Origin of the sequence: Maribacter algarum (ex Zhang et al. 2020), assembly GCF_005885635.1 — a bacterium.
Taxonomy (GTDB): domain Bacteria; phylum Bacteroidota; class Bacteroidia; order Flavobacteriales; family Flavobacteriaceae; genus Maribacter_C; species Maribacter_C algarum.
The window spans coordinates 131587-144162 of the sequence record NZ_VATY01000005.1; the positions used below are offsets into that span (position 1 = coordinate 131587).

The 12576-nt window shown below is 39.0% G+C and carries 9 protein-coding genes; 2 read left to right on the top strand and 7 right to left on the bottom strand.

Annotated features, from left to right (window positions below; translation table 11 throughout):
- The first annotated feature begins 58 nt into the window (after window positions 1–58).
- Window positions 59–460, top strand: coding sequence for a TerB family tellurite resistance protein (locus FEE95_RS19495; protein WP_138659712.1), 402 nt, complete (start codon window positions 59–61; stop codon window positions 458–460).
- A 48-nt stretch (window positions 461–508) separates the two neighbouring features.
- Here FEE95_RS19495 and FEE95_RS19500 read toward each other — a convergent pair whose 3' ends face one another.
- Complete coding sequence (locus FEE95_RS19500) at window positions 509–1642, bottom strand: DmpA family aminopeptidase (protein ID WP_138659713.1); 1134 nt, start codon at window positions 1640–1642, stop codon at window positions 509–511.
- A gap of 164 nt (window positions 1643–1806) precedes the next feature.
- Here FEE95_RS19500 and FEE95_RS19505 point away from each other — a divergent pair, with 164 nt between their 5' ends.
- Entirely contained in the window at window positions 1807–2232 is a 426-nt protein-coding gene (locus tag FEE95_RS19505; RefSeq protein ID WP_138659714.1) for an Hsp20/alpha crystallin family protein, read from the top strand.
- Window positions 2233–2335: 103 nt separating this feature from the next.
- On the opposite strand, the gene FEE95_RS19510 is transcribed toward FEE95_RS19505, so the two are convergent.
- The 6 genes from FEE95_RS19510 to FEE95_RS19535 form a co-directional block, all read right to left on the bottom strand.
- Window positions 2336–3907: a M20/M25/M40 family metallo-hydrolase gene (locus FEE95_RS19510; protein ID WP_138659715.1), complete on the bottom strand. Its 1572-nt coding sequence runs from the start codon at window positions 3905–3907 to the stop codon at window positions 2336–2338.
- 140 nt (window positions 3908–4047) lie between these two features.
- Window positions 4048–6036, bottom strand: coding sequence for an excinuclease ABC subunit UvrB (gene uvrB, locus FEE95_RS19515; protein ID WP_138659716.1), 1989 nt, complete (start codon window positions 6034–6036; stop codon window positions 4048–4050).
- A gap of 89 nt (window positions 6037–6125) precedes the next feature.
- Window positions 6126–7580, bottom strand: a complete 1455-nt coding sequence (locus FEE95_RS19520) for a T9SS type B sorting domain-containing protein (protein ID WP_138659717.1) — start codon at window positions 7578–7580, stop codon at window positions 6126–6128.
- An 11-nt stretch (window positions 7581–7591) separates the two neighbouring features.
- Complete coding sequence (locus tag FEE95_RS19525) at window positions 7592–9043, bottom strand: T9SS type B sorting domain-containing protein (protein ID WP_138659718.1); 1452 nt, start codon at window positions 9041–9043, stop codon at window positions 7592–7594.
- Between the two features lie 12 nt (window positions 9044–9055).
- Window positions 9056–10795 (bottom strand): T9SS type B sorting domain-containing protein, encoded by a 1740-nt coding sequence (locus FEE95_RS19530; RefSeq protein ID WP_138659719.1) that lies wholly within the window; start codon window positions 10793–10795, stop codon window positions 9056–9058.
- Between the two features lie 37 nt (window positions 10796–10832).
- A complete protein-coding gene (locus FEE95_RS19535; protein ID WP_138659720.1) occupies window positions 10833–12572 on the bottom strand; it encodes a T9SS type B sorting domain-containing protein in 1740 nt (579 codons plus the stop codon).
- Window positions 12573–12576: the final 4 nt, after the last annotated feature.

Below are 12576 nucleotides of genomic sequence, written 5' to 3' on the forward strand. Positions count from 1 at the left end.
GATACTGAGCCATTTTTTAGTTATACTAAAGAAAATTGAACTTTTCAACCCTAAACCTATGAGTACCTATAAAGAGAAGCTAAGTATTCTTTCTGAAATGATTGCTTTTGCAAAAGTTGATAATTTGGTAAAAGATCCAGAGTATAATTTTCTACTGAATGTTTCAAAGCAATTGGGTGTGGAGCGTGAAGTCTTTGATGGTCTTTTCGAAAAGGAAAGTGAACATCTAATTCCTAAAACCGAAGCTGAACGTATCCTACAGTTTCATAGATTGGTTTTATTAATGAATGTTGACCAAGTTCAAGAGGAGCTTGAAATTAGACGTTTACATGATATGGGACTGGGCATGGGCTTGCCACCATCTGCAATTGACCAGGTACTTTCTGTTATGCATAAGTATCCTAACAATGTGGTTCCACCTGAGGTGTTAATCGATATTTTTAAAGCGCATTATAACTAGAGTTAGGGCTCTTCAGTCTTTGTAATTAGTCTCTTAAAAAGTCTTTCTCTATTCTTTTTCTACAATCTGGTTATAGTCTTGCATGATTTTTAAGATTTTTTCCATAGGAATGGCCTTTATCTCATGACCATCTCTACCCTTCATGTCTTTCGCGGCAAACAATGCATTCAATATAGCCTCTTCTGTAGCTTCAATAGTGGCAAGAAAAAGAGGCGTCATCGCTCCATTTTTCAATACCTTTTTTTCTTCAAATATCGATTTGTTTTGATAGGAGATTCTATTTTCTTCGGCTGTAGAAACAGCAATCACATAATCACCACTACCATTAGATGCAACGCCACCGGTTTTTGCTAAGCCCATAATTGCTCTTTTCGCCAATCGTTCTAAGTTTCTTGCATCCAAGGGCGCATCGGTCATTACAACTATCATACAGGAGCCGTCAACGTCGTAGGTGTACTGCCTTGGGTAATTGTCCAGTTCTTTTGCTATAGGTACACCATTTAGCTCAAAAACACCTCCGAAGTTGGTCTGAACCAAAACGCCTACTGTATAACCGCCAAAGGACTTGGGCACAATTCGCGAAGCTGTTCCAATCCCTCCCTTATATTGAAAGCATATGGTGCCTGTGCCTGCGCCTACATTTCCTTCTTCGATTACACCACCCTTTGCATTTTTTATTGCTGTTAATACGTGTTCTTCTTTGATGTGTCTTCCTCGTATGTCATTCAGCCAACCATCATTTGTTTCTCCTACTACGGAATTTACAGACCGTACTTCCGAATTTTCCTTTTGTGCCAAAGTGTAGCTGATAAGTGCGTTGGAGGCTACAGGCACACTTAGGGTATTGGTGAGAATAATGGGGGTTTCTATATTTCCCAATTCTTTAACTTGACTATACCCAGCCAGTTTGCCAAAACCATTTCCCAAATAGATAGCCGCTGGTACTTTTGATTGGAAAATGTTGCCAGAATGGGGTAAGATGGCCGTAACTCCAGTTCTGACGCTATCTCCCGCAATTAAAGTTGTATGCCCCACTTTAACGCCTTCAACATCAGTAATGGAATTGTTTACTCCAGTTTTTAAAATTCCGATTTCAATTCCGTAATCGCGCACTCTTTTGTTTTGAGCAATCAAGTTGAACTGAACACTTAAAAGAATAAGAAGCAAGAACTGGTTTTTCATAAAACAACAGATATTGATTTTTTTGGCGGTGTATTTTGTTAAAAAAATGTCAAAGTGTCACTAAAAGATAGTGATTTTATGTCAAAACGACATGAAATTGGTGTTGGTATGTATTTTGACTTTAGGTGATTGATTAAAAATTAAACTATTTAAAAATACATATTATGAGCGTAGTAAAAAGAAATAATTCGGTCTTTCCAGCATTGATGAATGAACTGTTCAAGCCAGATTGGTTTGGAGGTTTAGAATCTGCAACAAGTTACTTGCCTGCTGTTAACATTAAGGATAATGAAACTGAATTTGAATTAGAACTTTCTGTTCCCGGAAGAAAGAAAGAGGATTTCAATATTGAAATCGACGAAGATGTTCTTACGGTTTCGTCTGAAGTAAGAACCGATGAAGAAAAGAAAACGGAAAACTTCACAAGAAAAGAATTCACCTTCAGCTCCTTTAAAAGGTCTTTCACTTTGCCCGAAACAGTTGACACTGAAAAAATCGAAGCAAATTATGAAAACGGGATTTTGAGTTTTGTGCTTCCAAAGAAAGAGGAAGCATTGCCAAAACCTAAAAGACTGATTGAGTTGTCGTAAGAAATAAAAGTATTGTGGACAGTCCGTTTCTTCGGACTTTCATGATGGTTGGTTTAGTTGGTTAGTTGGGAAGCGTCTCTATTGCAAAATAGGGGCGCTTTCTTTATTCAATGGGTTCATCTAAAATTGCCAAGCAGGTAATAATACCTTCTAAAAAATTTCCTATTCTCAAATTTTCATTGGGGCTATGGATATTGTTGTCAGGATTTGGAATGCGTATGGAAACTGCTGGGATGCTAAGTGTTGCTATGAATGGTGCGATTGGCTGTGAGCCACCAGTCGTACGCATCTTGATATAATTTTCACCAAATACTTTTTGCATTGCTTTTTCCAAATACTTACCTATTTGCGAATCCATGTCCGTTCGAAAGGGTTTCGAGCCTAAGCGGTATTTAAACGAAGCCAATTTCGGATAGGTTTTACGCTCTTTTTCCGAGGGAATGGAATCTACTAAATGATAGCCTTGGTCTTTGATGTGTTGTTTTAGGGACTGCATCAGTTTTTCGCCATCCGATTCGGGCACAAGACGCATATCTATTTCGGTAATCACTTCGGAGGGAATGATGGTTCTGACCTCGTCGCCAACCCAAGCAGCATTTAGCCCTCTTATGTTTAGGGATGGGTATTGCAGTGCCTCTTGATACGTTTCTCCAACATTGTCTTGGCGAGCAATTCCCAAGCGTTGTTTTATGCTATCCAAGTTCTCAGGAACATCATTGAGTAGTGTCTTTTCTTTTCCTGATAATTCAATACCTTCATAAAAACCCTTAAGTGCAACCCTTCCATTTTCATCTTTCAGACTACTTAATAGTCTTGATGTCTCGAAGACGGGATTTGGTGCAAAATTGCCATACTGACCACTGTGAAGGTGGTATCTGGGTCCAAAAACCTTTAAAGTGGCCGTAGCGATGCCCCTAGCACCAAATGTTAGTGTGGGTAGATTTGAGAGGTGTCTTGTGCCATCCATGATGAAAAGCATATCTGCATTCAGAAGTTGCCTGTTTGCTATAACAGCTTTTGGTAGGGAAGGGGAGCCCATCTCTTCTTGAAAATCCATAATGACTTTTATGTTGAAGGCCGGATTTATTTTTTTAGCCTGAAGAATTTGCAATGCAGAAATCAAAGACATCGCAGGTCCTTTTGAATCCGAAGCTGACCTTGCAAAAATCCGCCAGTCCGGATTATACTCTTTTTGTAATAATTGTGAGTCAATAATTTTCCAATTCTTATCATCATCTTTTTCCTTCAAAACAGGTAGGAATGGATTTTGCTGATTCCATTTTGAAGAGTCCACTGGTTGACCATCAATTTGCAAATAGAACAAAATTGTTTTTAAATTTTTATTAACTTTTTTTTCGGCCAAGAGCAGGGGAGCACCTTCTGTTTTTATCACCCGTCTTTCAAATTTTAAATTTGAAAAAACCGAGTCACACCAGCTAAAATTTTGTTCGATTTCATTTTCAAAATGGCCATCATTTTGTAACTTTAAAAATGACATTAAATCAAAAATTGCGGTCGGAAATTTTTCTTCAGCAGCGATATTGATTTTTTTTTGGGATAATTTTTGGGCTGAGGAATATTGCGAAAAGAACAGGCTAAAAATAATTGCGTAAAACGGAAACGATTTTTTGGATAATAAACTACTGAACGATACTGATTTTGTTGAAAATCTCATTGATATGTGATTTTAGACTTGTCTAAAAAGTGAATTTAAATAACTTAAAACCAGTTATATGAATCATTTTATTTAAAATATTACTATAGGATTCTATAAAAATGAAGAATTTATAGAAATTTACACTTTTTTTTACAAAATCACTCCTTCTCTTGCAACATTTTTATTTCGTCACGGAGCTTTGCGGCTTGCATAAAATCTAGTTCTTTGGCAGCTTTTTCCATAGATTTTCTTTTCTCTCGAATCAATTTTTCGATTTGTTCTTTGGTCAAATAGTCCATGTCTGGTTCGGCTGCACGCATCTCCTCTTTTTCAAAATGGTAGGTAGAAACTGAGTTTTTCGCAAGGGCACTATCCAAGCTTTTGTTTAGTGATTTTGGAGTGATATTGTGTTCTGTATTGTAGGCTATTTGTTTCTCTCTTCTATAGGTAGTTTCATCAATTGTCTTCTGCATACTAGCCGTAATTTTGTCCGCGTACATGATGGCTTTTCCATTCAAATGTCTTGCAGCTCTTCCTACAGTTTGTGTCAAAGAACGGTTGCTTCTTAAGAAACCTTCTTTGTCCGCATCTAGTATGGCAACCAAAGAAACTTCTGGTAAATCTAGTCCTTCTCTTAACAGATTCACTCCTATTAGCACATCAAAAATACCCTTTCGTAGGTCTTGCATAATCTCAACACGTTCCAAAGTATCCACATCGCTATGGATATATCTACATCGGATATTAATACGAGCAAGGTATTTTGCCAACTCTTCCGCCATACGTTTTGTAAGCGTTGTTACTAATGTTCTTTCATCCTTTTCAACCCGTTGTTGTATCTCCTCAACCAAATCATCAATCTGGTTTAAACTGGGCCTGACCTCTATAATGGGGTCTAAAAGGCCTGTTGGGCGAATGATTTGTTCTGCAAACACGCCTTCACTTAGTTTCATTTCGTAATCGGCAGGAGTCGCACTAACGTAAATCACTTGATTCTGTAATGCCTCAAATTCTTCAAACTTCAAAGGCCTATTGTCCATTGCCGCAGGTAATCTGAAACCATAGTCTACCAAATTCACTTTTCGTGATCTATCCCCTCCATACATTGCATGTACTTGGGGTATTGTTACATGACTTTCATCAATCACCATTAAATAGTCATCCGGAAAATAGTCTAGAAGACAGAATGGTCGTGTTCCGGGGTCTCTTCCGTCCAGATACCTTGAATAGTTCTCAATTCCCGAACAGTAGCCCAATTCGCGTATCATTTCCAAATCGAAATTGGTTCGTTCCTCCAAACGTTTAGCTTCTAGAGGTTTAGCGATGTCCTTGAAATAATCAATTTGTTTTACTAAATCTTCCTGTATTTGGTGAATGGCATTTTGAAGAATATCCGGTGAAGTAACAAACATATTTGCCGGATAGATATTCAGATTTTCATAGACTTCTATGACATTATTATTGAAGGGGTCGAAAGCTTCTATTTCTTCTACTTCATCCCCAAAAAAGTGAATTCTAAAGGCATTATCGGCGTAACTTGGAAATACATCTACAACATCTCCTTTAACCCTAAAATTCCCGTTTCGAAAATCTGCTGTTGTGCGAGAATATAAACTTTGCACCAATTGATGTAGAAATTTGGTGCGTGCAATGACCTGGTCTTTCTTAATGTTGATGACATTCTTCTGAAATTCAACTGGGTTCCCAATACCATACAAACATGAAACTGACGCAATAACAATAACATCCCTTCTACCCGAGAGAAGTGAGGATGTAGTGCTTAAACGGAGTTTCTCAATATCTTCATTAATGGAAAGATCTTTCTCAATATAAAGTCCAGAAGTGGGAATAAAGGCTTCTGGTTGATAGTAGTCATAGTAAGAAACAAAATATTCCACCGCATTCCCTGGAAAAAATTGTTTGAACTCCGAGTATAGTTGTGCGGCTAAGGTTTTGTTATGAGCTAAAACAAGAGTAGGTCGTTGGACTTCTTCAATCAAATTGGCAACTGTAAATGTCTTTCCCGAACCAGTTACACCTAAAAGGGTTTGATATTTCTCTTTCCCCTCAATTCCATCAACCAATTGTTTGATGGCTTGGGGTTGGTCTCCTGTTGGTTTGAACTCTGATACTACCTTAAATTTCATCTTTTAAAAATACAAAAGCAGAAGTGTTTTTAGCCATGAAATATTTAGAATTTCTGAAGAATTCAATTCTTGAATTACAATAGGGTGAATTATCTTTTTAGCGAGAAGTGACCTATCATTTTTTGCTGATTGGTTGAAACCACCTTGAACCAATAATCAGAAGAGGGCAACTGTTTACCATTAAAATTGCCGTTCCACCCTCTAGAGTTCGGGTCAAGCTCTAATAATAAATTTCCATATCTATCAAAAATTGAAATACTTCCTTTTAAAACCTCCAATACATCGGAGATTTCTGGTGGAGGTACAAATTGCCAATAATCATTTATGCCATCACCGTTTGGGGTGAAGAAATTTGGAAAATCTTCGGGTTTCAATCCTCTTTCTATTAGTCTTGAAACTATACCACATCCGTTTTTATCCCTAACAAAGACTGTATGTGGCCCTTCAGGTACATTTACAAAAACCGGGTCATCTTGATACTCTCCTTCAGAATCATCAAGGGCATATTCATATTCTCCCAGGCCTACTGCATTTACCGTAACCTCCTTACCTGCGGTGAGTTTTCGTATACCTATGGATTCAATAGTAGCCACTTCTGAGGCAACAACGTTAAAATTATTGGCACTTACACACTCCAAATTAACTCCGGATTTCGTGATTATATTATAAGATTCAAGTATATAATTACCTACCTCGTTAATTTGATAGTTTCGGTTTTGAGAAAGAAGAGTTTCGTTATTTCCTTCGACGCGATACCAACGGAAACCATCGGCCTGACCTTCCGGAGAAACCATAATTTGGCCACTATCTACACATTTGGTATATCTATTCGGGAGCTCTATTTCGGGTCTAGATGAAGTTACTTCTCCCGTTACGCTATCCGTTTGCTCGCAGGGGTCGTCTACCTCACCTGTAAAAAAGCTCTCTTCAGTACACGGGGCCATATTACCATTTTCGTTTTCTGGACGTACGGTAACATAAATGCGTAAATCTTGTGGTAAACTCATTGGAGGGTCATAGGATAGTACATTGCCAACATTCACCTCATTCAGAATATCAGTCCCACCTTCGGATGTGCCAATGGATACAACATAGCTGGTAGCCGTTGGCGCGTATGCCCATATAATGTCTGTCACTGCAGTAACATTAGTTGCATTGTTATCAGGTGCTATTAAAATAGTGCAGGGTGGAGGAGTAGTAACATCCATCGTGTTAAATATAATACCACCACAAGCCACGGGCTGAGCTGTAGCATCTATAATACTGAGTGTTGCAAAGATTCGCGTATTTTCTGGTAGACCTACTGGTGCTTTATACGAGTTTATTATTCCAGTGGGTTCACGGTTGAGAAGTTCTGTTCCACCAGGGGTAGTACCCAAGGAAAGTAGATATCCGTTTATGCCTGTTACCTCTGTCCAAGTAATAGTTGCATCAACTGGAATATCCGTTTCACCATCTGCGGGGTAGTTTATGGCAGGACACTGTTGTCCGTAGATATTAGATCCTACAGCTACAATTATCACAAGAAGTAATTTCCTTATCATAAAGCAAACTTCTATCGTTTCAACGTAAAATGACCGAGTATTTTTCGTCTATTGAAGGTAATAGCTTTAAACCAATAGTCTGAAGCCGGTAAGGGTTGACCATTGAAATTTCCACTCCAGCCTTTGGATTCTGGGTCTACCTGGGCCATTAAGTTACCATACCGATCATAAACCCAAATAGTTTCTACACTATTTTCGCGGGTATCCCCTGGCGGGACAAATTGCCAAAAGTCGTTTATACCATCTCCATTTGGAGTAAAAAATTGCGGGAAGTCCTTAGCGGAAAGGTTTCGTTCTACGGATCTTTGCACAATACCACAACCGTTTTTGTCCCTCACATAGGCGGTATGTTCTCCTACCGGAATCCTATTAAATATGGGGGAATCTTGATATGGTCCTTCAATGTTATCCAAGGCAAATTCATAATTTCCTGACCCGCTAACTTGTATTTCTATATCCAAACCGGTGGATTCTCGTGAGACTAGAATTGCATTGATTTGAGCTTGCTCTGACGGAACTACTTCAAACTCTTTAACACTTGCACATTCGATGGTAGCACCGGACTGTATGACAGTATTATAGGCTTCGTATCTATATTTTCCGAACCCCTCAATCGACACTTCAGTGGTTTCGGAAAGAAGGGTTTCTGTCCCGTCATTATTTAACCGATACCAACGAAACCCTCTTGCCCTATCATTACTTTTCAATACTTCAAAATCATCACCAGGACAAACACCAATTTGATCTGGAAAATCAATTTCAGGGGAGAGTTTTATGGTAGACCCTGATACAGAATCGTAATATAAGAGACAATCGACAGTTGGTACACCTGTAGTGAAACTTTCAACTGAACAGCTTCCGGCGTCACCATTTTCATTATAGGGAACTACGCTGACAAAAATTTCTTGATCGAGAGGTAATTCTTCTGGTGGGTTATATGACAAAACGTTGCCTACATTAATATTATCAGTGATATCTGAGCCCCCAGAGGAGGTTCCTATACTTATTCTATACCCTGTGGCGGTTGGAGCATATGCCCAGGTAATTTTACTATTTACATCTATGCTTACAGCATTATTGATAGGTTCTGCTAAATCAGTGCATAGAGGTGCTTTTGTAACATCGACGGTTGTGAAAATCTCACCAGGACAGAGAATGATTTGTTGTCCTTCTAAAAACATCTCAATGGTAACATAGATAATAGTATCATCTGGCAAACCTACCTCAGGCGTAAATGAATTAGTTAAACCTGCTGAACGCCGATTTAAGATTTCCGTACCACCTGGTGTTGTGCCCAGTGAAATGAGGTAGCCAACGATTCCATCAACAGAGTTCCAGGTAATTGTTGTATTCACTGGAACTTCTATTGATCCGTTTACCGGATTCGTAATTCTTGGACATTCTTGTGCTTCGGACGCAAATCCGAACAAAAGAAATAAAACAAGTATTACTATCTTCTTCATGAGATACGAACGCTATCGTTTGAGTGAAAAATGACCTTGAATTCTTTTATTTTTTGGAGATATCGTTTCAAACCAATAGTCTGACGCAGGTAAAGGTTTTCCATTTAAATTACCATCCCACCCTCGAGAAGTGGGATCAATTTGCCTTAGAAACATCCCATATCTGTTGAAAATTGAAATAACTCCTATTTCTAACTGACCAGTATCGATGGGTGGAATAAATTGCCAAAAATCGTTTATCCCGTCCCCATTTGGAGTGAAGAATTTGGGAAATCCATCCAAGGTCAAATCTTGTTCCAGTGTTTTTTCAGTGATTCCGCATCCGTTTTTATCTCTAACATAAAAGGTGTGGATTCCCGGTTCCAGGCTTTGAAAGTTCGCGCTATCTTGGTAGGGTCCATCAATGTTATCAACAGAGAACTCATAATCTCCAATTCCAGATGATACTTTAACCGAAACATCAATTGTCCCATTTTGCCCGGTAACGGTCAAATCAACTATTACAGCAACTTCAGATGACACCACCTCAAAAATTTTCGAAATATCACATTCAATGGTACTCCCAGATTGCGTTGCAGTGTTGAATGCTTCATAACGGTATCTACCAGTTTCATTTAGGGCAACTTCTCGTTCGGAGGATATCAGTGTTTCATTATCAAATTGGTCAACCTTATACCATCTAAACCCTTCGGCTGTGTCTTCGGAACTGACCATAAAGGGAATATCATTCTCGCAAAAGGAAAGTACATCTGGAAAATTGATTTCAGGCCTTAAATCAATTAGTTCATTGCTTATGGAATCGAAATAGGGCCCACAACCCAGTATAGTTGAAAATGACTGTTGCTCACAACCCAAAGCTTCTCCTGCAGAATTAAAGGGTACGACGGTTATGAAAAAAGTCAAATTGGGCTCAAATTCAACTACCAACGTACTATTTTCAGTAAAATTGACATTGCTTAAAACATTTCCATTGAAAGGTGTTGTGCCAATGGTAACCCTATAGCCGGTAGCTTCAGGAACTTCTACCCATTCTAAAACAGGGGATAACTCTACATTAATAGCCCCATTTGCAGGATTAACCAGGGTGGTACAGCCTGGTATGGTCACCAAACCTCCTGTTGTAAAATTATATTCAGAACACGCAGCTGCCGAACCGTTTTCATTATATGGAACTAAGTTTACAAATATTTCGGTGTCCACAGGCAGATCCATCGTTGGTTGGTAAGAGAGTCCTCCAACAATGTTTTCATTGTTTACGATATCTGATGCTCCCGCTGTGGTCCCTAGAGAAATGCGATAACCTGTTGCTGTCGGAGCATAGTTCCATACAATCGAAGTGGCAACATTCACATTCATCGACCCATCGATGGGAAACCTGGGAGTGGTACAATTTGGCGGTTGTACTACATCTTCAGTACGAAACATTTCAGTACTACAAACGATATTTTCCGCATTGAAAAAGAAAATTGTAATGGTCACATAGATATTGGTGTTCTCCGGTAAACCTAATGGTGGTTGATACGAAGTCGCATTACCAACTGCTCGTTCGTTTACAATATCAGTTCCACCGGGAGTTGTTCCAATCGATATCAGATATCCTGGTGCGCCAACAATACCATTCCAAGTGATAGTAACATCAACGGGCACATTGGTAGCACCGTCCATCGGACTTGAAAGTGTTGGGCACGCCAATTGTCCGTAGGAAATTGAACTACAGATTAGGACAAGATAGAATAGCAGTTTTTTTTTCATTTGATTTTAACACCAAACATCACAATATAGTAAAACTCTAGCGCTTCAAGGCGAAATGCCCTTTGAATTGCTTTCCGTCCTCGACGAACACCCTATACCAATAATCGGCGGCAGGGAGAGGACTCCCATTAAGTGTTCCATCCCATCCCTTTGATCGCGGGTCTATTTGGAGAAGCAAAACGCCATAGCGATCAAAAATTGTAATAGAACCTAGTTGTTTTTTTCTGGTTTCCGAACTTAGCTCAAATTGCCAAAAATCGTTTATACCATCTCCATTTGGCGTGAAGAATTTTGGAAACCCATCGATAATGCTTTTTTGAACTAATCTCTTCGCAATTCCACAACCATCTTTTTCCCTTACATAGACTGTATATGATCGGTCAGGTAAATTTTCGAAAATATTACTGTCTTGGAATTGACCATCTTCACCTTCGATACTATATTCATACTGACCGTTACCATCAACAATTACAACAATGGTTAAATCACCAAATTCCCCCTCAGGGGTAGCTGTAGCAGAGATTATGATTGGACCATCGTCGATAAAAACCACAAATTCTTTTGTGGTAGAGCATTCGATAACACTTTCGAAAAGAGCTACTCTATCGTAGATCTCAAGCAAATAAGTACCATCTTCGTTAAGTTGGATTTCTTTGGTTTCTGAAATCAAGTCCGTAGTTTCATCCACGTTGATTCTAAACCAGCGATAGCCATCCGCTCTATCATTTGCACTCAAGAGGTAAGGAAGTTGATTGTTGCAAATCGATACGCGATCAGGAAGTGTTATTTTGGGATTCAAAACAACTGTTTCACCCGTTAAATCATCTGTGAATGGACCACAATGTACAATAGTTGTAAAAGTTTCGGTAGTACAACCAACAGCTTCTCCGGCATCATTGTAGGGTATGATTGTAACCCAATATTTATGTGACGAGTCAAAATCTAGAACACTGGTGTTAGCGGTATCAACAAATGCGGTATAAAAAATGTCTACCGGAAAGGGGGAAATTCCTATTGATACTTTATAACCGGTAGCAGCTTCTACCGTTTCCCATTCTAAAGCCAATGATTTGGGAACCTCTATCGCGCCGTCTTTGGGATAGGTCAATTTTGTGCAATCTAGGCTGCTTGTTACTGTTCGAATGGCAAAACTCTCTTCCGGGCAAATTCCCGAAGCAACGCCATTCTCGTTATACGGAACAACGCGGGCATAAACTATCGCATTTACAGGTAAATCTGCTGGGGGATCATAGAAAAGTTGATTCCCAACATTTATGTTCGCTGCAATATCACTCTTATCAGGAGAGGTACCCAAAGAAATTCTGTAGCCCGTAGCTAGAGGAGCATAATTCCAAACAATGTTTACCTCTTCTCGTACAAATACTGCATTGTTTAAGGGGTCTCTGAGTGTAGTACAAGATGGCGTATCCGTTACATCTTCCGTAATAAAACTTCCTATCTCACAATCGAAACTTCCAAAATTTCCATCAATTATTTGAAGAGAGACATGAATACGCGTTTTTTCAGGAAGTCCTTTTGGAGGAGTAAAAATTGCATTGGTTCCTGAGGTTTTACGATCAATTATATCGGTTCCTCCAGGGGTTGTTCCTAAAGAGATGAGGTATATCTGTCCTCCTTTCAGATTCTCCCAACTTATGGTAGTTGTTACGGCAACATCTGTATCCCCATCTAATGGGCCGATTAACTCTGGACAGACTTGAGCCTGACTTACAATAAAGCCAAAAAGGCAAAATAAGTATGTCAATTTTTCATGCATTCTG

Excerpts from the sequence above, each read along its gene's own strand:
- FEE95_RS19495 (WP_138659712.1), top strand. The coding sequence starts at position 59 with ATGAGTACCTATAAAGAGAAGCTAAGTATTCTTTCTGAAATGATTGCT.
- FEE95_RS19500 (WP_138659713.1), bottom strand. The coding sequence starts at position 1,642 with ATGAAAAACCAGTTCTTGCTTCTTATTCTTTTAAGTGTTCAGTTCAAC.
- FEE95_RS19505 (WP_138659714.1), top strand. The coding sequence starts at position 1,807 with ATGAGCGTAGTAAAAAGAAATAATTCGGTCTTTCCAGCATTGATGAAT.
- FEE95_RS19510 (WP_138659715.1), bottom strand. The coding sequence starts at position 3,907 with ATGAGATTTTCAACAAAATCAGTATCGTTCAGTAGTTTATTATCCAAA.
- uvrB (WP_138659716.1), bottom strand. The coding sequence starts at position 6,036 with ATGAAATTTAAGGTAGTATCAGAGTTCAAACCAACAGGAGACCAACCC.
- FEE95_RS19520 (WP_138659717.1), bottom strand. The coding sequence starts at position 7,580 with ATGATAAGGAAATTACTTCTTGTGATAATTGTAGCTGTAGGATCTAAT.
- FEE95_RS19525 (WP_138659718.1), bottom strand. The coding sequence starts at position 9,043 with ATGAAGAAGATAGTAATACTTGTTTTATTTCTTTTGTTCGGATTTGCG.
- FEE95_RS19530 (WP_138659719.1), bottom strand. The coding sequence starts at position 10,795 with ATGAAAAAAAAACTGCTATTCTATCTTGTCCTAATCTGTAGTTCAATT.
- FEE95_RS19535 (WP_138659720.1), bottom strand. The coding sequence starts at position 12,572 with ATGCATGAAAAATTGACATACTTATTTTGCCTTTTTGGCTTTATTGTA.